Origin of the sequence: Chromobacterium piscinae, assembly GCF_021129175.1 — a bacterium.
In the GTDB taxonomy this organism is placed as follows: domain Bacteria; phylum Pseudomonadota; class Gammaproteobacteria; order Burkholderiales; family Chromobacteriaceae; genus Chromobacterium; species Chromobacterium piscinae.
Genome location: NZ_JAJOHV010000006.1, coordinates 1 through 20,757 on the forward strand (window position 1 = coordinate 1; position 20,757 = coordinate 20,757).

Genomic DNA, 20,757 nt, shown 5'->3' on the forward strand with positions numbered 1-20,757 from the left:
CAGCAGCGCCGCCAGCACGCCGCTGCCGGTGCCGATGTCGAAGGCCAGCTCAGCGCCCGGCAGCGGGGCGTCGGCCGCCAGGTCTACGTATTCGCCGCGAATCGGCGCGAACACGCCGTAATGCGGATGGATGCGCGCGGCCAGCGCCTTCACTTCCACGCCTTTCTTGCGCCATTCGTGCGCGCCTATCAGGCCCAGCAGCTCGCGCAGCGACACCAGCGACGCTTCGCCGCCCTCGCCGTAGGCCTCCTGGCAGGCCTGGCGCAAGTCGGGCGCGCGGCGCAGCGGGATGGCGTAGTCGGCGTCCAGCGGCAGCACCAGCCGCGACAAAATCTGCGCGCGTCGTCCCTGGGCCTGGCGGTGCAGATGGAACGATTCCAGCGGGGTGGCGCCGGTTTTGGCGCCCTTGCGGTCCACGCGCCGCGCCAATGCCTGCAGCAGCTGGCGGGCGTTCTGGTAGTCGCCGCGCCACAGCAGGGTGCCGCCTTCGCAGGCCAGCTTGTAGGCGGCGTCGGCGGACAGGCTGTCGTCGGCGATCACGATGCGCTTGGGCGGCGGCAGGCCGGCTTCGGAGCGCCAGCGGGCGCTGCGCTCGGCGCCGTCCTCCTGCCAGTGGGCGATGGGGTGCGCTGGGGCGGCGGGCTGCGGAATCTGGGTCATGTCGTACGTCGGGTAAGGTTGGCCAAGGGTGGAGCCGCGTCTGCGCAGGGCCAATGGGCTGCGACTCGCCGCGAGGCGGCGGGCTTTGGCGTGCAGGACTGCGGGGAAGGGCTGAATGGTAAACGCAACGGGGCCATCCGTCATCAGGAAAACGCGCCGGTCCGCGCGGGCGGTCCGGCGCGATTAGGGGGCTTATTTCAGCTTGACGCCCCAGTTGTCTTCCACGCAGCGCTGGTAGTTGCCGGCCTGCAGCGCGCTGTACGGCGTCTGGTAGCTGATCAGCTGGCACTGGTAGTCGTGTTGCCACTGCCAGTCTTTTTCCCAGTAGATGTTGTAGGCGGCGGAGCTGGCGGAGGTGAAGCGTTGCATATTGGCGCAGGACAGCTGTTCGTTGCCGTAGTCCCAGCCCAGATCGTGGGCGAACTGCTTGTAGTAATCGATGCGGTTCTGCGCGGCCTGGCGCTCGGTGCCGCCGCCGCATTCGCCGTTGATGATCTGGATGGTGGTGGCGAAGTTGTTGCCGGCGCCGGCCGCTTTGTCGGCGGCGTTGGGCACCCAGGTGCCGTCCAGCACGTGCAGCATCGAGGGTTTGGGCGGTTGCGGGTAGACGAAGAAGAAGGTGGCGGAAGCGAGGTTGAGCCAGGTGCTGGCCACCAGGTCCGGGTTCTGCAGCAGCACCGATTGGTCGCCGTTGTTCATCGCCTGCGAGAACGGGCCGTAGTTGTAGTTGTACGACAGTTGCTTGGCGCCGCGGCCGTAGTATTTTTTCCAGCTGCCGTCCGCGTTTTTGCCGCAGGTCCATACCTTGTTGAAGACCGGATCGTTGCATTCTGTGTTGTAGCCGCAGGCGCTGCCGCTGTCGGTGCAGCCCATCTCGCGCAGGTAGGCCAGGCCCTGGCGCCATTGCGGCACGGTGTCGCTGGCGTCGTGGTTGCCGGTTTCCTGGCCGAAGTGGGCGAACATGGTGGCCAGGCTATGGCGGCAGATGGCGTCGGCGTCGCGGCCGTCGCTGTAGTCGTCGCAGACGCCGGGGAATTTGGCTACCGCCTGCAGAAAGCGGGTGTAGGTGTAGCTGGGGTCGCGGCGGCTGAAGTAGTAATCCCATTTGGCCGATGGCAGCAAGCGCTCCACGCGGCGCACGTTGGCGGGATTCGCGGCGCGGCCGGGCGTTACTTGTTCCACCTGGTCATTGGGCAGGGTGCGGATGGACGCCTTCACCTTGCGGAAGAAGTCGTTGTTGGTGAGGTCGGCTTCGTGTTGCAGCGCTTGCTGCAGTGTGGGAATGGGCAGCGCGGCGTCGTCCAGCTTGCGCAAGGTTCCGCCGACATGGGCGACCCACGATCCCTTGGGATTGGCGCCCGGGGCTTCGCCGCGGGTGGGCCATTTGGCCTGCCAGTCGCGGCCTTGCCATTGGACGGTCTGGCCTTTTTGATAGGCTGCGCCGGCGTTCCATGGAGCGGCGAGCGCGGAGCCCGTCAGCAGCGACAGGACAAGGGATGCGAATAGTTTCATATCGGTTCCTCGATGGTGGGGCATGCCGGATGGCACGTAATACCACTATGGAACCAATATGAAGTATGTCAAATGCAAATCAATGCCGCTAGTTCAATCCGTAGAGGAAGCGCCAGGCGGCGAGGGGCCAGAGCCGAGGCCGGCCGATGCGGAGCGCACAGGGCCGAAAAAACGGCCGCAGGCGCTCAGCGGCGGTGGTGCGACGGACGCGGGCCGGCGCCGGGGTTGGCGGTCGGGTGGCGGAAGTTGATGCGACCCTTGGTCAGATCGTAAGGCGACATTTCCACGGTGACGCGGTCGCCCAGCAGCACGCGGATGCGGTGCATCTTCATCTTGCCGGAGCCGTAGGCCAGGATCTCCATATTGTTGTCCAGTCTCACGCGAAAGCGCGACTCGGGCAGCATTTCGATGACGACGCCTTCCAGTTCGATCATGTCTTCCTTGGACATAGCGTTTCCTTTCTCATACGGTAATGAAATGGCTTCGCGCGGCTGTCGGTTCGACTGCCGCGGCGAGGCGTTTTAGCTTCAGTTCGGTGACCTTGCGGGATGGGCGCTAGGCGGGCCCAAGAGGCGAGGCTAAGCGTCGGGCCGCGCGGGGCTCGACAGCTGAAATCCAGAGGCAAGCCGCTATTGTACCGCCAAGCGGGCAGACTGGTCAGCTGTTTTGTTCTCATCGCGGAAAAAAGCGCTCAGCCGGCGCTCGCCTGCTGCTCGCAGGCCAGTTGGCCGACACGCACCAGCGCGGCCAGATAGCGTTCGTCCAGCGGGTAGCAGCAGGACAGCCGCATCGCGTTGCGGTAGCGGCCGCCGGGCGAACTGAGCGGGCCGGGGATCAGGCTGATCTTCTCGGCCATCGCGGCGTGGAACAGCGCCACGCTGTCGCAGCCCTCTGGCAGCTCCAGCCAGATCAGGAAGCCGCCCTGCGGCTGGGTGGCGCGGGTGCCGCCCGGAAAGTGGCGGGCGATCAGGCCGCGTACTTTTTCCACGTGGGCGGCGTAGCGGCGCTTCAGCGTGCGCAGATGGTGGTCGTAGCCGCCGGACTCCAGGAACGCGCCCAGGGTCTCGGCCAGCACCGCCGGCTGCGCGACGGAGGAGGCGAATTTCAGCTTGCGCAGCGCCGCGCCGAAGCGGCCGCCTTCCATCCAGCCGATGCGGAAATCTGGCGCCAGCGTCTTGGTGTAGCTGGCGCAGACGATGATCCAGCCGTCGTTGTCGAAAGACTTCACCGCCGGCGCCAGCGTGTCGGAAAACTGCAGCTCGGCGTACAGCGCATCCTCTATCAGCGGCACCTTGTGCTGGTTGACCAGCCGCGCCAGCCGTTTCTTGTTTTCCAGAGGCATGCAGCAGCCCAGCGGGTTGTGGACGTTGGGCATGGCTACCAGCGCCTGGATGCGCCCTTCGGCCAGCAGCACCTCCACCGCGTCTATCGACAGCCCGGTCTGCGGGTCGGTGGGAATCTCCACCGCCTTTAGACCCAGGCTGGCCAATAGCGGCAGCAGATTGAAGTAGGTGGGCGATTCCAGGCCCACCGCGTCGCCGTGGCGGGTGACCGCGCGCAGCGCCAGTTGCAGCGCCTCCATGCAGCCATGGGTGAGGATGATGTCGTCCGGCTGCAGCGTCATGCCCAGATCCATGCCGCGGCGCGCGATCTGCGTGCGAAGCTTCTCCGGGCCGGGCGGCAGCGCATAGGTGCTGACCATGCCGGGCTGGCGGCGCAGGATCTGGCCCATCAGCCGCGCCAGCTTGTTGCCGGGGTAGAAATCGCCACCGCGCGGGCAGGCCAGGGCCAGATCGATGAAGCCCTCGCTCTGTTGCGCCTGCAGCACGGTGCCGATCAGATCCAGCACCGCGTGCTTGGTCGGCGAGGCCGGGCTGCTCTGGGTGCCGGCCTGCCTGGCCGGCGACGGCAGCCGCGCGCGCACGTAATAGCCGGATTGCGGCCGCGCCTCGATCAGGCCGCGGTCTTCCAGCACGCGGTAAGCGCTGACCACGGTGTTCAAGCTGAGCTGGCGGTTGTGCGCGGTGCGCCGCACCGACGGCAGCCTCGACCCCGGCGGCAGCGTGCCGCGGCTGATCGCCAGCGACAGATCGTCTGCCAACTGCTGGTAAAGGGTGGAGGCGCTGTTCTGCATCGTCGGCTTTCGGCGGGGGAGAAGTACAACGCTCATCATAGTGGATGGTGACAGTTGCTGAAAAGATCAATCTGTAACCAGATCAATAATGGATTTTTGAATCTGTATCCATAAGAACGGTCCGCATAGCATGTGGGAGTGGGCAAGGGCTTGTCGCCGCTTGCTATTTCGCCGGAGAACCGCCATGCCAGAATTCGCCTTGCTGTCCTATGTCGCCCTGATGTCCATCACCCCGGGTCCCAACAACCTGATGCTGGCCTCGTCCGGCGTCAATTTCGGCTTCCGCCGCACCGTGCCGCACATGCTGGGCATCAGCCTGGGCTGCGCGCTGCAGGTGTTCATCGTCGCCATGCTGCTGGCGCAGATGCTGGGCTGGCTCAGCGCCTGGCGGCTGCCGCTGGCGGTGGCCGGCTGCGTCTATTTGCTGTGGCTGTCGTGGCAGATCGCCCGTTCCGGCCAGCCGGAGGCGCGCGAGCAGGCTCGGCCGCTGGGCTTCGTCGGCGCGGCCTTGTTCCAGTGGTTGAATCCCAAGGCCTGGGTGATGGTGTTGAATGCGTCCATCCTGTTCATGCCGGCAGGCGAAGGCGGCCGTTGGCTGGCGGCGTCGCTGCTGGCGCTAGCCTTCGCGGTTGTCAATCTGCCCTGCATCAGCGTGTGGGCCTGGGGCGGCGAAAAGCTGCGGCGCTGGCTGGCCGCGCCTCGTGCCTTGCTGCTTTACAACCTGACGATGGGCGCGCTGATGGCCGTCACCGCGCTCTGGCTGCTCTATGACGAACTGATGCCTGCGCTCGCCCAGATGGCATGATGTCCTTTTTTGGCAGGCGCTTGTCCGCTTGCGGCCTTATTTCCTGGCGCTATCCGCTTTACGATGCTGTCCATATCCACACCGCCGGGAGAGGCGAAATGAAAAAGACCGCATTGTTGGTGATCGATGTGCAGGAATCCTTCCGCCACCGTCCGTTCTGGACCGAGCAAGACTTGCCGGCCTATCGGGAAGCGCAGCAGGCGCTGATCGCCGGCGCCCAGGCGCGCGGCGTGCCGGTGATCAACATCCTGCACGAAGCGGGCGCGGATGGCCCGTTTTCCGCCGCTTCAGGCCTGGTACGGCCGCTGGACTGGATGACGCACCAGCCTGCGGCTACCTTCGTCAAGCACGTGCACAATGCGCTGACCGATTCCGGCCTGCAAAGCTGGCTGATCAAGCATGGGATCCAGAAACTGGCCATCTCCGGCATCCGCACCGAGCAGTGCTGCGAAACCACCACCCGCGTGGCGTCCGACCTGGGTTACGAGGTGGACTTCGTCACCGAGGCAACGCTGACCTTCCCGATGACCCATGCCGGCAGCGGCGTGGTTTACAGCGCCGCCGACATCCGCACCCGCACCGAGCTGGTGCTGGCCGGGCGCTTCGCCACCATCGTCACGGTGGAGGAGGCTTTGAGGAGGATGGCGGACTGATGGTGGGTCGGCCCGCGCGGGTGGCGAAAGTGCATGAAGGCCGCCGGCGCTTGCCGCTTGACGCTGGCATGTCATAAGGTGTCGTCATTGGATTTGTCTAAATAAGGAGAAGGCATGCCGCAACATGTAACGGACATTCCGCCCGATGGCCTGCCTGCATATCGGCTGCTGACCGGGCCGGACGATTCGGCGTTTTGCAAGCGGGTCAGCGAAGCGCTCGCGCTGGGCTACCGGCTGTACGGCTCGCCGGCGGCCACTTTCAACGGCGAGCGGGTGATCGTCGCGCAGGCGGTGCTGTGGCCGGGGAGCGACCATGCCGCTGGCTGACATAGCGCAGGCGCTGGCCATCGTGCTGGCCTGGGGCGTGAATTTCGTGGTGATCAAATGGGGCGTGGCCGGCGTGCCGCCGCTGTTGCTTGGAGCGCTGCGCTTCGCGCTGGTGGCGCTGCCGGCGGTGTTCATCGTCAAGCGGCCGGCGTTGCCGTGGCGTTACCTGGCGCTGTATGGGCTGACGGTGGGGGTGGGGCAGTTCGGCTGCCTGTTCACCGCGATCAAGCTCGGCATGCCGGCCGGTCTCGCCTCGGTGGTGCTGCAGTCGCAAGCTTTCTTCACCTTGTTGCTGGCCCGGGTCTTTCTGGGCGAGCGCTGGCAGGCCAGCCAATTGGCGGGGTCGGCGCTGGCCTTGGGCGGCCTGGCGCTGATAGGCATGGGCAAGGGCGGCGATATGACGGCGCTGGGCTTTGGCCTGACCATCGCCGCGGCCACCAGCTGGGCGGCGTCCAATATCGTGGTGCGCGCGATCGGCCGCGATGGCTTCAAAGTGGAGCCGCTGGGGCTGGTGATCTGGTCCAGCCTGGTTCCGCCGATTCCTTTCTTGCTGCTGTCGTGGCGGCTGGAAGGCGGCGAGCGCATCGAGGCGGCGCTGCGCGGCTTCGATGGGCAGTCGCTGTTCGCCGTCGCCTACCTGGCTTTTGTCGCCACCATGTTCGGCTATGGCTTGTGGAGCCGCCTGCTGGCGCGGCACGCCGCGGCCAAGGTGGCGCCGTTTTCCCTGCTGGTGCCGGTGGTGGGGCTGCTGGCTTCGCACTGGCTGCTGGGCGAGAGCCTGACCGCCGCGCAATTGGCCGGCAGCGGCTTGTTGATGGCCGGTTTGCTGGCGACGGTGTTCGGCGGCAGGCTGCTGGCATTGGCCGCCTCCAGGAGAACCAGCCGTGCGTGACGTTTATTTCGTGCTGTCGCCCAGCGTTTTGCTGCTGGATCTGGCCGGGCCGGCCGACGCTCTCCGCCTGGCGGGGCAGCAGGGCGCGGACTTTCGCCTGCATTACATAGGCGCGTCGGAGGCGGTGGACACTTCGCTGGGCTTGCCGCTGGGCGGCCTGGCGCCGTTGCCGGATGCGTTGCCGGAGGGCGCGGTGGTGGTGGCGCCGGGCTCGACGCCGTCCATCGAGGCCTATGCACGGCCGGAGGCGAGGCGCATTGTCGCCTGGCTGGCCGAGCGCCGGCGCCAGCCGGGCATCCGCTGGGCTGGCGTCTGCTCTGGCAGCCTGCTGCTGGCGGAGGCCGGCTTGTTCGACGGCCGCGCCTGCACCAGCCACCATACGTTGTTGGAAAGACTGCGCGCATTGGCGCCGGCCGCCCGGGTGCAGGAGAACCGGGTATTCGTCGCCGACGGCCCGTGCTACAGCAGCGCCGGCATCACCGCGGGCATCGATCTGGCGCTGCATCTGATCGCAGACTTGGCCGATCCCGCGATCGCCCGCGCGGTGGCGCGCGAGATGGTGGTGTATTTCCGCCGCTCGCCGCAGGACCCGGAGCTGTCGCCATGGCTGGCCTGGCGCAACCATCTGCACCCGGCTCTGCATCGGGCCCAGGACCTAATCTGCGCCGACCCGGTGCGGGACTGGCCGCTGGACGAGCTGGCCGCCAAGGTCCATGTCAGCACGCGCCACCTGTCCCGGCTGTTCCGCGACCAGGCCGGCGTTTCGGCGCACGATTACCACCGCGCGCTGCGCCTGGCGCTGGCCGAGCAGTGGCGTTCGGCCGGCCTGGGCAAGGAAAAGGCGGCGCTGTCGGCCGGTTTTTCCTCGGCCAGGCAGATGAGCCGGGCCGCCGCCGCGCATGACTGAGAAGCCGCGCATGCCGTCCGCTTCTCAAGTTTCATCAGTTATTGCCGATGTTTCAGGTTGACGAGCTCCGGGAATGGTTCATACCATTCCATCAACACCTATCGGTAATTGCCATGAATACAGTCCGTCGTACGTCTCGCTTCGTTTTGTTCGCCCTGATGGCCGGTCTGGCCGCCTGCGCCACCCCGGCCTCGCAGAAAGCCGCGATGTCCGCGCCGATGCCGATGAAGGAGAGCGGCGCGGTGCCGTCGGGCGTCGGCTATGTCGGCTCCGGCGACGAGACGGCCAGCGGCGAAGAGGTGAGGGTGGTGGTCAAGGAGGTTAACCCCTTCCAGCCCATCATCGTCCGCGTGACCGGCTCCGGCGCCGCGCCCTACACCAACAGTCTGACGCCGTCTCAGCGCAAGCTGCTGGCGATGCGCGCCGCCCGGCTGGACGCCTTCCGCGCGATCGCGGAACAGGTGCAGGGCATGAAACTGGTCGGCAACAGCTCGGTGTCCAATATGATCGCCAACAGCGATAGCTTCCGCACTTATGTGGACGCCTATCTGCGCGGCGTCACCATCGTTTCCACCGTGATGAAGCCGGACGGCACCAGCGAGGCGGTGGCTGAGATCACGCTGGACCAGGAGTTCTACAAGCAATTCCGCCACTCCATGGAAAAGACCGGCAGCGTGATGCAGGCGTCCAAGGAAACCGGCACTGCCGGCGCGCTCTGTCCGGAAGGCAATTGCGGCGCCACCAAGATCGTGCCGGCTCCGGCGGCCGCGCCAACACCTGCCGTCATGACCGTTTCGCCAGCCCGCTACAGCAACAATTTCTACGTGACCCAGTAATGACGCGAATCGCTATCCATGCCGCCGCCCTTGCGGCGGCATTTGTTTTGTCGGGCCCGACGCAAGCGGAAATCCTGACCGCCGAGGGCGTGGCGCCGCTGGACAACGGGCCGGTCGCCGCACGCGAGATGGCGATGCAGGACGCGTTGAAGCTGCTCTCCATCCGGCAGGGCGCGCGCATCGAGTCGACGCAGCTGGTCGATGCCGGCCGGCAGGGCGAATCCAGCACGCTGAGGGCCTTGTCTCCAGTGCAAGGCGCGGTGCGGGTCGTCAACGAGTACGCGCAGGGCAAGCTGTACCACGTCAAGGTTGAGGTGGATACCGGCTCGGCCAAGGCCGCTCAGGCGCCCGCGCCGGAACGGCGCGGAGACCCAGCCTGCCAGATGCCGGTGGGCCGGTCGCTGAAGCGCAAGCTGGTGACCACGTATTTCGATGTCGCGCATCCGGCCGACGCGTCCGATATGCCTGATCTGGCCACCGCGCTGCCGACTGAGTTGGCGCGCAGGCTGGCGCACAACAGCATGCTGGTGGTGAAGGACGCCAATACCGTCTCGGTGCTGGCCGACAGCCGCGTTGCCGAACCGGATGCCGGCTGGCAGGTCGCCAGCCAGCTGGGGCAGCGGGAGAACGTCCAATTCGTGGTGGCGGGCCGGGTGCTGTCCACATCGGTGATGGACAAGGGCGTGCGCAGGTCTTTGTTCGAATCCAACAATACCAGCCAGCAGGGGGTGTTCTACAACGGCCCCTTTGCCGGCATGTTCGGCGCGGGGGTCAAGTATGTGCCCACGCAGCGGCAGTTCGATCTGGAATTCTGGATATACGACGGGCTGACCGGCTCGCTGATCGCCAAGGACAGGGTCAGCGGCATCGTGAGCTCGAAAGGGCCGGTGATTCCGACCATGCCGCAGCCCTTCGCCTCCGTCGCGTTCTGGCAGAGCGACTACGGCAGGCAGGTGGATAGATGGCTGGATAATGTGTCGGACCGCATCGAAAGCGTGATTTCCTGCATCCCGTTCTCCGCCCGGGTGGTGCGGCTGGAGGGCAAAAGTGTCTACATCAACGCCGGCCTGTTGGACGGCATGGCGGTGGGAGACAAGCTGTTGTTGTACAAGCGCTCGAGCGGGCAGCCGCTGCGCGACCTGATCTCCGGACGGGAGCTGGGCATGCCGGAAAGCCTGAACGGCGATGTGACGCTGACCCAGGTCCAGCCCAATTTCTCGATAGGCGTGACGCAAGGCCGCGCCCGCGTGGCGGAGGGGGATTACGTCCGCTTCGGAACGGCGCGCTGACGGTGGTTTTTTCTGCCGGAAGTTCCGCCGTTTTCAATTTATTTTTGTATTGATAAGTATTATCAACTGATGTTACGGTGCTCCCCGCACTTCGCTTTTCGTCTCAATCGAACAGGGGATACACCTTGAAACAGCAACTGATGTTGGCCGCCGCGCTGGCGGCCGTGGCCGGCCCCGCGCTGGCCGAGGAAGTGGTGGTTTACAGCGCCCGCGGCGAGCAACTGCTCAAGCCCATCGCCGAGGCCTATAAGAAGGAGACCGGCGTCAACGTCAAGCTGGTGTCCGACAAGGAAGGCCCGCTGATGGAGCGCCTGCGCGCCGAGGGCCGCAACAGCCCCGCCGACCTGCTGCTGACGGTGGATGCCGGCAATCTGTGGCAGGCCGAGCGCATGGGGCTGCTGAAGGCGGTCAATTCGCCGGTGTTGGACGCCAACATTCCGGCCCACCTGCGAGACCCGGCCAAGCAGTGGTACGGCCTGTCCATCCGCGCTCGCACCATCTTCTACAACACCCAGCAGGTGAGGCCGTCCCAGCTGTCCAGCTATGCCGATCTGGCCGATCCCAAGTGGAAGGGCAAGCTCTGCCTGCGCACCTCCAAGAAGGTGTACAACCAGTCGCTGGTGGGCATGATGCTGGCCGAGATGGGCCCGGCCAAGACCGAGCAGGTGGTCAAGGGCTGGGTGGGCAATCTGGCCGCCGCGCCGTTCCCCGACGACACCAAGATGCTGGAGGCCATCGCCGCCGGCCAGTGCGAGGTGGGCATCGCAAACACCTACTACTACGGCCGGATGATGGAGAAGTCGCCGAAGCTGCCGGTAGGCATCTTCTGGGCCGACCAGGCTGGCAAGGGCGCCCACGTCAATATCTCCGGCGCCGGCGTCACCCGCCATGCCCGGAACGAGAAGGGCGCGGTGAAGTTCCTGGAGTGGCTGAGCTCGGAGAAGGCGCAGAACATGTTCGCCGACGTCAATATGGAATTCCCGGTCAATCCCAAGGTGAAGCCCGACGCCCGCGTGGCGGCCTGGGGCGATTTCAAGCACAACTACATCAACGTCTCCAATGCCGGCGCCCGGCAAGCCGAGGCGGTCAAGCTGATGGACCGCGCCGGCTACAAGTAAGCCGCCGCGATTTGTGTTGAACCGGGCTCGCCGTCTGCCGATGGCGGGCCCGCCGCCGTTGGATCGCATCGCATGCCTTTTACCGTTTCGCGCTGGCGCGCGTCGGCCGCCGCCGCCAGCCTGCTCACTTTGATACCGCTGGCGGTGATCGCCCTGGGCCTGTTGGAGCCGGACGCCGAAGTATGGCGCCATCTGGCGGAGCACACGCTGCCGGAGCTGCTGCGCAACACCTCCGTTCTGCTGCTGGGCGTCGGCGCCGGGGTGCTGTTGCTGGGCGTGCCGCTGGCCTGGCTGACCGCGGTGCATGACTTTCCCGGGCGGCGGTTTTTCTCCTGGGCGCTGATGCTGCCGCTGGCGATGCCGGCCTACGTGATGGCGTTTTCCCAGTTAGGCCTGTTCGATTTCACTGGGCCGTTCCAGACCTGGCTGCGCGAGGCTTTCGGCAGCTCTTCCTGGGTGCCCGACATCCGGTCGACGCCTGGCGTGGTGTTGGTGTTGTCGCTGGCTTTCTATCCCTATGTCTACCTGCTGGCGCGCAACGCGTTCGCCGGCATGGGCCGGCGCGCGCTGGAGGTCGGGCAATCGCTGGGCCTGTCGCCGCTGGCCGGCTTCTTCAAGGTGGCGCTGCCGATGGCCCGGCCCTGGATCGCCGGCGGCGTGGGCCTGGCGCTGATGGAGACGCTGGCCGATTTCGGCACCGTCGCCATCTTCAATTTCGATGCTTTCACCTCGGCCATCTACAAGGCCTGGTTCAGCCTGTTCTCGCTGCCCGCCGCCAAGCAACTGGCGTCGCTGCTGGTGTTGCTGGTGTTCGTCCTGCTATGGCTGGAGCAGCGCGCCAGGGGCCAGCGCGGCTATGTCCAGGCGGGCAGGGCGGCGCCGCTGCCGCGCACCCGCCTGGCCGGCACGCGCGGCTGGCTGGCCTGCGTCTTCTGCGCGCTGGTCTTGCTGCTGGCCTTCGTCTTGCCTTTCGGCCAGATCCTGGTCTGGGCGGCTGGGCATCTGGCCAGTGATCTGGACGCCGACCTGCTCGACAGTTTGAAGAGTTCGCTGTCGCTGGCGGCGATGGCGGCGCTCTTGGTGCCGGCCATCGCGTTGTGCCTGGTTTTCGCCGGCCGGCGCGATCCGGGCAGCCGGCCGTGGATCAGGCTTGCGACGCTGGGCTACGCAGTGCCGGGCACCGTGTTGGCGGTGGGGGTATTCGCGCCGGTGGCGGCGCTGGATAATCTGTTGCTCGAGCATTTCAGCCGCTGGCTGCCGGAAGGCGCGTCCGCCGTGTTCAAGGGCACATTGCTGGTCTTGATGCTGGCCTACGCGTCGCGCTTCCTGGCCGTGGCCCACTCCGCTCTGGACGCGGCGATGCAGCGCGTCAGCCGCAGCCAGGAAGAGGCGGCGAACAGCCTGGGCGTATATGGCGGACGGCTGTTGCTCCGTCTGCACCTGCCGCTGCTCAAGGGAGGCCTCTTCACCGCGATGCTGATGGTGTTCGTCGACGCGATGAAGGAGATGCCGATCACGCTGATGACCCGGCCCTTCGGCTGGGACACGCTGGCGGTGCGCATTTTCAACCTGACCAGCGAGGGCGAATGGCAGCGCGCGGCCTTGCCCTCGGTGGCCATCGTGCTGGCCGGCCTGCTGCCGGTCTTGCTGCTGTCGCGGCAGAAGCCTGGAGTGTGAGATGGACAAGACGCTTGAATTCGACGCGGTAAGCCTGGCTTTTTCCGGCCGGCCGGTACTGGACGGCATGAGTTTCTCGCTGGAGGCGGGCGAAATCGCCTGCCTGCTGGGCGGCTCCGGCTGCGGCAAGACCACCGCGCTGCGCTGCATCGCGGGATTCGAGGCGCCGTCGGCCGGTCTCATCCGGCTGGAAGGCGAGACGGTGTTCGGCGTGGGCGTGAATATGCCCGCCCATCGCCGCCGGGTCGGCATGGTGTTTCAAGACCATGCGTTGTTCCCGCATTTGACCGCCGCCGGCAACGTGGCTTTCGGCCTGTCCGAGCTGCCCCGCGCCGAGCGCAACGCCAGGGTGGCGGAGGCGCTGAGCTTGGTGGGGCTGGAGGGCGAAGCCGCGCGCTACCCGCACCAGTTGTCCGGCGGCCAGCAGCAGCGGGTGGCGCTGGCTCGCGCGCTGGCGCCCAGACCCAGGCTATTGCTGCTGGATGAGCCATTTTCCAATCTGGACGCCGAGCTGCGGGAACGGCTGGCGCGTGAGGTGCGCGCCATTCTGAAATCCCAGGGCATCGCCGCCTTGATGGTCACCCACGATCAGCACGAGGCCTTCGCCATCGCCGACCAAGTGGGCGTGCTGCACCAAGGGCGGCTGCAGCAGTGGGATGCGCCGGACGGGCTTTACCATCGGCCCGCCAATCGCTACGTGGCCGGTTTCATCGGCCAGGGCGCGTTTCTGCCGGGCAGAGTGAGCGGCCGCGCGGTGTGGCTGGAGACCGGCGAGCTGAGATGCGACCAGGGCTTGCCCTTCGACGATGGCGTCGAGGTGGACGTGCTGCTGAGGCCGGACGCGGTGCTGCCGGAGCCGGGCAGCCCGCTGCGAGCGAGAGTGGTGGACAGGGTGCTGCGCGGCACGGTCAGCCATTACGCGCTGGAGCTGCTGTCCGGCCGGCGGCTGCTGGCCGAGCTGGGCCATGAGCGGCCGCTGGCGGTCGGCGAGATGGTAGGCATCCGGCTGCAGCCGCAGCCGCTGCTGGCGTTTCCCCGAGAATAAGGCTCAGGCGAAAGCCTGGCAGACGTCTACCCACTGGCCGGCGGTGATGTCGCCCAGACGGCCGGGGCTGATCCGCACCGCGCTGTGCACCGCCCCGGCCGCCGGCAGCACCTCGTCGAAAGCCTGGATCGACACGTCGAGATAGATGGGCAGCTCTCGGGCCAGGCCGAAGGGGCAGACGCCGCCGACCGGGTGGCCGGTGATGGCCTCCACCTCCTCCGGCGGCAGCATCTTGCCCTTGCCGAAGGCATCCTTGAACTTGCGGTTGTCGATGCGGGCGTCGCCGCGCGCGACCAGGATCACCTCGCGGCCGTCGCTGAGGCGGAAGGCCAGCGTCTTGGCGATGCGGCCGGGTTCGACGCCATGGGCGGCGGCGGCCTCGGCCACGGTGGCGGTGCTGACGTCCAGCTCGATGATGGCGATGTCCGCTTGGCGGGCGGCGAAGAAGGCTTTGACCGATTCCAGGCTCATAGGCGGTTCTCGTCGGAAAGATGGGTGCGGGTCCATTATTCCCGATGAGAACCAAAGACGCCAGGCTCTCAGGTCTGGTGGACGATGGCAGCCAGCTTGTCGGCGATGTCTTGCGAGGTGGCGGCTTGTTCTTCGGCGGCGTTGGCGATCTGCACCACGAAATCACGCATATTGTTGATCTCGTTGACGATGGTTGTCAGCGCCTGCTCGGCGCGCAGGAAGTCGCTTTCGGTGGCGTCCACTTGCTGGCGGCCGCGCTCGATGGCTTCCACGTTCTGCTTCACCTCGTTCTGGATGTCGCGGATCATGTCGCCGATTTCCTGGGTGGCCTTGGTGGTGCGCTCGGCCAGCTTGCGCACCTCGTCGGCCACCACGGCGAAGCCGCGGCCCATTTCGCCGGCCCGCGCCGCTTCGATGGCGGCGTTCAGCGCCAGCAGATTGGTTTGGTCGGCGATGTCTTTGATCACGCCTATGATCTGGCCGATGGTGACCGAGCGCTGGCCCAGCGATTCAAGGCTGTCGGCGGTGTCGCGCACCATGCCGCCGACGTTTTTCATGCTGCCGCTGGTTTCGTTGACGATGACGGCGCCTTTGCGGCCTTCGTCCAGCATCAATTCAGCGGATTCCGATGCCGATGTGGTTTGCACGGCTACGTTCTGGATCGTGGCGCTCATCGCCTGCATGTTTTCCGACAGCTCGTTGACGCGGGCCTCCAGAAACTCGCGCCGCTGATTGCCCTGTTCCTGCAGTTTCTGGGCGCGGATTTCGGAGGACACATCCTGGAAACTGGCCATGAAGCACAGCAACTGGTTTGGGTTTGCCGAATCCCAGATTGGAAATACCTTGGTTTCGAACATCACCTCGCCGACGGGAATCATCGCGATATGCTGATCGATTTTGCGGCCGGCCAGGTCGGCCAAAATGCGGCGGTTGTGTTCCGGATCCCGGTGGAACTGGTGGATGCTGTGGCCGTGGGCGTGGTTGACGTCGACGCCGGGGCGGAACTTCTGGTTCATCATGTCGCGATGCTTGCCAAAGGCTTCGCGCGCGGTCTTGTTCATGTAGAAAATCACGTTGTCGCGGCTGGTGTCGCACAGCATGATCAGATTGTCCGCATGGTCCAGCACGCTTTCCAGCTGGCGCACTCGGCGCGCCGCGTCTTCGGCCTTGTCTGCCGTCTTTGTGAAGCCAAACATCCCAGTCTCCCGCCTACGTGTTTTTACTGAATTTGTTATTTTGGGTTTGGTTGACGCGGCAGGTAAAAGCAAGCTTTTTCTGGGTTTTGGTCAAGTTGTATGCATTGATTTTAAAGAAAAATTTATTCATTCAGCGGTAGTTGCAAGGTCTCCTTGACCTCTTCCATCACCACGTAGCTCTTCGATTCTTTCGCCGACGGCAACTGCAGCAGGATGTCGCCCAGCAGCTTGCGGTACATCGACATGTCAGGGATGCGCGCCTTGATCAGGTAGTCGAAATCGCCGGACACCAGGTGGCACTCCAGGATTTCCGGAATGCTCATGATTTCGCGGCGGAATGCGTCGAAGATGTTGCCGGACTTGGCCTCCAGCTTGATTTCGACGAACACCAGCAGCGAGCCGCCCAGCGCGTGGGGGTTAAGGCGGGCGTAATAGCCTTCGATGATGCCGTCGCGCTCCATGCGCCGCACCCGCTCGGTGCAGGGGGTGGTGGACAGGCCTACTTTTTCGGCCAGCTCGGTCATGGCGATGCGGCCGTTTTTCTGCAGGATGCGCAGGATTTTGCGGTCCATCTTGTCCAGGGCTTTGGCGGCGGCGGTAAGTGGCTTCATGTTTTCACTGTTTACATGAGAAAGATTTGAGAAAGATCATTTGATTCTTATCAATTTCAGTGAAAAAAACCAGATGTCAATGCATATACTAGCGGAATTCACTATCTGGTAGTGGCAAGACTACAAACGGAGAAAGACAATGAAGGTAATCGTGCTGGGCGGCGGCGTTTTGGGCGTATCCACCGCGTGGTATCTGGCCAAGGCGGGCTGCCAGGTGACGGTGCTGGAACGCCAGGATGGCGTGGCGCTGGAAACCAGTTTCGGCAACGCCGGCCAGATTTCCCCCGGTTACTCTGCGCCGTGGGCTGCGCCCGGCATTCCGTTGAAAGGCCTGAAGTGGATGTTCCAGCGGCATGCGCCGCTGGCCATCAGCCCGGACGGCAGCCTGTACCAGTTGCAGTGGATCGCCAAGATGCTGGCCAACTGCAATGAAAAAGCCTACGCGGTCAACAAGGGCCGCATGATGCGCCTGGCCGAGTACAGCCGCGACAAGATCAAGGAACTGCGCGCCGAAACCGGCCTGCAGTACGAAGGCCGCCAGGGCGGCACGCTGCAGCTGTTGCGCAGCCAGGCCCAGGTTGAGGGCATGGCCAAGGACATCGCCGTGCTGCGCGAGTGCGGCGTGGACTTCAATGTGCTGGACCCGGACGGCTGCGTCCGCGTCGAGCCGGCGCTGGCGGCGGTCAAGCACAAGCTGGCCGGCGGCCTGCAGCTGCCCAATGACGAAACCGGCGATTGCAACCTGTTCACCAGCCGCCTGGCGGAACTGGCGCGCGCCAAGGGCGTGGAGTTCCGCTTCGGCGTGACTGTGGACGGCATCGAGAACGACGGCAAGCGCATCACCGGCGTGCGCGTCGGCGACGAACTGCTGCGCGCCGACCATTACGTGGTGGCGATGGGCAGCTACTCCCGCGACATGGTGAAGGAGCTGGGCATCGACATCCCGGTCTACCCGGTGAAGGGCTACTCGCTGACGGTGCCGATCACCAATCCGTCCGGCGCGCCGACCTCCACCATCCTGGACGAAACCTACAAGGTGGCGATCACCCGCTTCGACGACCGCATCCGCGTCGGCGGCATGGCTGAGCTGTCCGGCTACAACCTGGAACTGAACCCGCGCCGCCGCGAAACGCTGGAGATGGTGGTGGGCGATCTGTACCCGAACGGCGGCGACATCAAGGCGGCCAGCTTCTGGACCGGCTTGCGTCCGATGACGCCGGACGGCACGCCCATCGTCGGCGGCACCCGTTTCGCCAACCTGTCGCTGAACACCGGCCACGGCACGCTGGGCTGGACCATGTGCGCCGGCTCCGGCAAGGTGCTGGCCGACCTGATCACCGGCGCAAAGCCGGAAATCAGCGTCGACGGCCTGTCGATGCAGCGCTACGCCAAGCAGGGCGAGACCCTGGTGGTGCCGGTGATCCGTCCCGCGGTGCAAGGGGCCTGATCCGATGCGTCCGTTGATTGCGACGATACGGCTGGACCATCTGCGCCACAATTATCTGTTGGCGCGCGCCGCCCACGGCGGCAAGACGCTGGCGGTGCTGAAGGCCAATGGCTACGGCCACAACGCGGTGCGTTGCGCGCAGGCGCTGGCCGATATCGCCGACGGCTTCGCCGTCGCCTGTCTGGAAGAGGCGCTGCAGCTGCGCGCCGCCGGCGTGGCCGCGCCCATCCTGCTGCTGGAGGGGGTATTCGAAGCGGCCGAGCTGGCCGAGGTCGAGCGCCATCGCTTGTGGCTGGTGGTGCAGAGCGAGAGCCAGCTGCGCATGCTGGAGGAAGCCAATCCGGCCGAGCCGTTCCGCGTCTGGCTGATGCTGGACAGCGGCATGCACCGCGAAGGCTTTTTGCCGCAGCATTACCGCGCCGCTTGGCAGCGGCTGCGGGACAGCGGCAAAGCGGAGAGCATCGTCAAGATGACCCATTTCGCCCGCGCCGACGAGCCGGGGGTGCCGATGACCCAGGCGCAGATAGAAACTTTCGACGCCGCTACTGCCGATTTGCCGGGGGAGGAGAGCATGGCCAATTCCGCCGGCCTGCTGTGTCATCCGCGCGCGCGCCGCGACTGGGGCCGCGCCGGCATCGTGCTATACGGCGCCAGTCCCTTGCCGGCGGGCTATCCGCAGGGCGATGAATTGAAGCCGGTGATGCGTTTGAGCAGCCGGATCTTCGGCGTGCGCGAACTGGCCGCCGGCGAACCTATCGGTTACGGCAACAATTTCGTCACGGATCGCCCGACCCGGGTGGGACTGATCGCCTGCGGCTACGCTGATGGTTATCCGCGGCTGGCGTCCAGCGGCAGTCCGGTGGCGGTGGACGGCCGCCGTTCGCGCATCATCGGCCGGGTGTCGATGGACATGATCACCGTGGATCTGAGCGATCTGCCCGAGGCCGGCATCGGCAGCGAGGTGGAATTGTGGGGCGACGCGGTATCGGTCAACGAGGTTGCCGCCGCCGCCGGCAGCATTTCCTATGAATTGCTGTGCAATATCAAGCGCGCCCACTTTGCATTCGTATAAGTTTTTTCTGATTTTCTGAAAGGTATTTCAGAATCAAACGACTAAGGGACAAGCCCGGCCATTGGCCGGGTTTTTTATTTATATTGCATCTTGTGTTGCGTCAACGCCGCAAGGCTGGCATCAAGCTTGGGTAATTTTGTCATTATTTGATAGTTATTCTCATTAGCCTGGACGTGCAATGGGATTTCTGTTTTCCTTTGTTAAAAATAGTTAAGAATCTAGTGATGATTAAATACAAAAAACTATCTTCGGCCAGATTGTGGCGGATGGCGGGGATGGTCTGCTGGGGCGTGGCGGCGCAAGCCGCGGAAGTGCCCGGCATGTCCGGCAGCATGCATCAGCAGATGGAAAACGATTCGCGGCGCTTGTTGCAGGACAACAGCCGCCGCTTCGACGCCATTATCCAGCAGCAGCGCCTGCGGCAGATGCTGCCGGACAGCAACACCATGCATCGGCCGGAAGCGGAGGACATGAGCGAGCTGGATTGCCTGCGCGTCAAGGGCGTGCGTCTGGCCGGCATCAAGCTGCTGAGCCGCAAGGAAGTGGCTTCGCTGGGCGAGCTGGCGGGCGACTGCCTGAGCAATGAAGAGCTGAACCGCTACAGCCGCGCCTTGACCCAGCTTTATCTGAAGAAGGGCTATATCGCCGCGCGGGTGGCGGCCGAAGGGCCGGACGAACAGGGTGTGCTGACCTTGCGCGTGCATGAGGGCCGGGTGGAAAAAATCGTCAGCGCCGACCGGCGCAGCAACCCGGCCACCTTGTTTCCCGGGGTGATTGGACGGCCGCTGAACATCCATGACGCCGACCAGGGCCTGGACCAGGCCAACCGGCTACCGTCCAGCAAGGCGACGCTGGACATTTTGCCTGGCGAAACGGTAGGCGGCTCCATCCTGAGCCTGCGCAACAATATGGATGCGCCCTGGCGGCTGAACTTCAACGCCGACAACACCGGCCGCGACAGCACCGGCCGGGTGCAGGCCGGGGTGGGGCTGTCCTGGGACAGCCCGCTGGGCTTGTCTGATTTCGTCAGCGTGTCGGCGCAGCGCACCAGCAACGACAACGCGGTGCGGCACAGCCGCAGCGAGTCGCTGTTTTATTCCTTGCCCTACGGCTATTGGACTTTCAGCGCCTTCGCCAGCCGCGCCGATTATCTGAACACACAGCAGTTTCCTAATGGCGTGGCGCAGTTGTCCGGCAGTACCGCTCAGAGCGGCCTGCGTACGGACTGGGTAATGAGCCGCGGCCAGGACCAGACCACCTCACTGATGGCCCAGCTAACCCATAAGCGGGTGCGCAATTATTTTCTCGACAGTGAACTCGGCGTCAGCAGCCCGACGCTGAGCGTGGCCGAGCTGGGCTTGTCGCGTCTGCAGCTGCTTAGCGGCGGGGTGTTGATCGCCGATGCCGGCGTGCAGCGCGGCACCCGTTGGCTGGGCGCCAGCGCGCCGGACCCGCGTTCGCCGGACGGCCCGAATCCGCAGTTCACCAAGTGGAAGGCGTCGCTGAACTGGTTCCAAAGCCTGGCCTTTCCCGGCGGGCCGTACCAGCTCAACAGCGCGCTGGTCGGCCAGACCAGCCGCGACTACCTGCCCGGCGTCGAGCAGATGGACGTGTCCGACGCCAGCGCGGTGCGCGGCTTTCGCCGCAACACGTTGGCAGGCGAAACCGCCTGGTCCTGGCGCAACACGCTGTCGCGCCGCTTCGAGATGGCAGGCGTTGGCATGACGCCGAGGCTGGGATTGGATGGCGGCCGGGTATTGCCGAACGGCTCGGTCCAACAGTGGCAAAGCATTGCCGGCGCCAGCCTGGGCCTGGCGTTCAGCTATCGCAAGGCCAGCCTGGATCTGGAATACAGCCGACCTTTGCACAAGCCCGCCGGCTGGCAGCCGGAAGGCCATCAGTTGTTCGCCAGGCTGGCGTTGTCCTGGTGATGCCTTTGGCATCTGTTTTTAAAAGTATAAATATTCTGAAAGAAATTAGCTGCGTACGCGACTAAGCGGTATTGGCAGTTTTTCATTTGAATTGATTTAAAAAGAGACGTAGATTAGAAATCAAACGTATGTTTTAGTGCGGGTAAGAACGGCAGGCAGGCCGGCGATGCTCGC

Annotated in this window: 19 protein-coding genes and 1 pseudogene; 13 read left to right on the plus strand and 7 right to left on the minus strand. The window is 65.1% G+C overall.

Annotation, left to right across the window (positions count from 1 at the left end):
- The 4 genes and pseudogenes from LQR33_RS01440 to LQR33_RS01455 all read right to left on the minus strand — a co-directional run.
- Positions 1 to 660, minus strand: a pseudogene (locus LQR33_RS01440) (methyltransferase); the annotation flags it as partial.
- A 192-nt stretch (positions 661 to 852) separates the two neighbouring features.
- Entirely contained in the window at positions 853 to 2,172 is a 1,320-nt protein-coding gene (locus LQR33_RS01445) for a glycoside hydrolase family 19 protein (protein ID WP_231467141.1), read from the minus strand.
- Positions 2,173 to 2,357: 185 nt separating this feature from the next.
- The gene (infA, locus tag LQR33_RS01450; protein ID WP_021478917.1) at positions 2,358 to 2,621 is read right to left on the minus strand and encodes a translation initiation factor IF-1; all 264 of its coding nucleotides are present in this window, start codon (positions 2,619 to 2,621) and stop codon (positions 2,358 to 2,360) included.
- Between the two features lie 242 nt (positions 2,622 to 2,863).
- Positions 2,864 to 4,306, minus strand: a complete 1,443-nt coding sequence (locus LQR33_RS01455; RefSeq protein WP_231467143.1) for an aminotransferase-like domain-containing protein — start codon at positions 4,304 to 4,306, stop codon at positions 2,864 to 2,866.
- A gap of 184 nt (positions 4,307 to 4,490) precedes the next feature.
- Here LQR33_RS01455 and LQR33_RS01460 point away from each other — a divergent pair, with 184 nt between their 5' ends.
- From LQR33_RS01460 to LQR33_RS01505, 10 genes are all read left to right on the plus strand, one after another.
- Positions 4,491 to 5,111 (plus strand): LysE family translocator, encoded by a 621-nt coding sequence (locus LQR33_RS01460; protein ID WP_231467145.1) that lies wholly within the window; start codon positions 4,491 to 4,493, stop codon positions 5,109 to 5,111.
- Positions 5,112 to 5,209: 98 nt separating this feature from the next.
- A complete protein-coding gene (locus tag LQR33_RS01465; protein WP_231467147.1) occupies positions 5,210 to 5,764 on the plus strand; it encodes an isochorismatase family protein in 555 nt (184 codons plus the stop codon).
- 114 nt (positions 5,765 to 5,878) lie between these two features.
- The gene (locus LQR33_RS01470) at positions 5,879 to 6,091 is read left to right on the plus strand and encodes a DUF1737 domain-containing protein (RefSeq protein ID WP_231467148.1); all 213 of its coding nucleotides are present in this window, start codon (positions 5,879 to 5,881) and stop codon (positions 6,089 to 6,091) included.
- Entirely contained in the window at positions 6,078 to 6,983 is a 906-nt protein-coding gene (locus LQR33_RS01475) for an EamA family transporter (protein WP_231467150.1), read from the plus strand. Before LQR33_RS01470 ends, LQR33_RS01475 begins: the two co-directional genes overlap by 14 nt.
- Positions 6,976 to 7,890: a GlxA family transcriptional regulator gene (locus LQR33_RS01480; protein WP_231178801.1), complete on the plus strand. Its 915-nt coding sequence runs from the start codon at positions 6,976 to 6,978 to the stop codon at positions 7,888 to 7,890. The genes LQR33_RS01475 and LQR33_RS01480 overlap by 8 nt, the downstream gene beginning before the upstream one ends.
- Before the next feature lie 113 nt (positions 7,891 to 8,003).
- Positions 8,004 to 8,726, plus strand: a complete 723-nt coding sequence (locus LQR33_RS01485; protein WP_231467152.1) for an LPP20 family lipoprotein — start codon at positions 8,004 to 8,006, stop codon at positions 8,724 to 8,726.
- Entirely contained in the window at positions 8,726 to 10,015 is a 1,290-nt protein-coding gene (locus LQR33_RS01490; RefSeq protein ID WP_231467155.1) for a flagellar assembly protein T N-terminal domain-containing protein, read from the plus strand. Before LQR33_RS01485 ends, LQR33_RS01490 begins: the two co-directional genes overlap by 1 nt.
- A gap of 125 nt (positions 10,016 to 10,140) precedes the next feature.
- Entirely contained in the window at positions 10,141 to 11,133 is a 993-nt protein-coding gene (locus LQR33_RS01495) for an extracellular solute-binding protein (RefSeq protein ID WP_221668713.1), read from the plus strand.
- Between the two features lie 72 nt (positions 11,134 to 11,205).
- Positions 11,206 to 12,810: an ABC transporter permease gene (locus LQR33_RS01500; RefSeq protein ID WP_231467156.1), complete on the plus strand. Its 1,605-nt coding sequence runs from the start codon at positions 11,206 to 11,208 to the stop codon at positions 12,808 to 12,810.
- Between the two features lies 1 nt (position 12,811).
- Positions 12,812 to 13,855 (plus strand): ABC transporter ATP-binding protein, encoded by a 1,044-nt coding sequence (locus LQR33_RS01505; protein ID WP_221668715.1) that lies wholly within the window; start codon positions 12,812 to 12,814, stop codon positions 13,853 to 13,855.
- Positions 13,856 to 13,858: 3 nt separating this feature from the next.
- On the opposite strand, the gene LQR33_RS01510 is transcribed toward LQR33_RS01505, so the two are convergent.
- The 3 genes from LQR33_RS01510 to LQR33_RS01520 all read right to left on the minus strand — a co-directional run bounded on the left by LQR33_RS01510 (position 13,859) and on the right by LQR33_RS01520 (position 16,133).
- On the minus strand, positions 13,859 to 14,326 hold the full coding sequence (locus LQR33_RS01510; RefSeq protein WP_021475684.1) for a YbaK/EbsC family protein: 468 nt from the start codon (positions 14,324 to 14,326) through the stop codon (positions 13,859 to 13,861).
- A gap of 68 nt (positions 14,327 to 14,394) precedes the next feature.
- Entirely contained in the window at positions 14,395 to 15,522 is a 1,128-nt protein-coding gene (locus LQR33_RS01515) for a methyl-accepting chemotaxis protein (protein ID WP_166440422.1), read from the minus strand.
- Between the two features lie 122 nt (positions 15,523 to 15,644).
- Positions 15,645 to 16,133 (minus strand): winged helix-turn-helix transcriptional regulator, encoded by a 489-nt coding sequence (locus LQR33_RS01520; protein WP_166440423.1) that lies wholly within the window; start codon positions 16,131 to 16,133, stop codon positions 15,645 to 15,647.
- Positions 16,134 to 16,272: 139 nt separating this feature from the next.
- On the opposite strand from LQR33_RS01520, the gene LQR33_RS01525 reads away from it, so the two are divergent.
- The 3 genes from LQR33_RS01525 to LQR33_RS01535 all read left to right on the plus strand — a co-directional run bounded on the left by LQR33_RS01525 (position 16,273) and on the right by LQR33_RS01535 (position 20,583).
- The gene (locus LQR33_RS01525) at positions 16,273 to 17,580 is read left to right on the plus strand and encodes a D-amino acid dehydrogenase (RefSeq protein WP_231467158.1); all 1,308 of its coding nucleotides are present in this window, start codon (positions 16,273 to 16,275) and stop codon (positions 17,578 to 17,580) included.
- Between the two features lie 4 nt (positions 17,581 to 17,584).
- Positions 17,585 to 18,652, plus strand: a complete 1,068-nt coding sequence (alr, locus tag LQR33_RS01530) for an alanine racemase (RefSeq protein ID WP_221668717.1) — start codon at positions 17,585 to 17,587, stop codon at positions 18,650 to 18,652.
- A gap of 224 nt (positions 18,653 to 18,876) precedes the next feature.
- Entirely contained in the window at positions 18,877 to 20,583 is a 1,707-nt protein-coding gene (locus tag LQR33_RS01535) for a ShlB/FhaC/HecB family hemolysin secretion/activation protein (protein ID WP_231467160.1), read from the plus strand.
- Positions 20,584 to 20,757 lie beyond the last annotated feature (174 nt).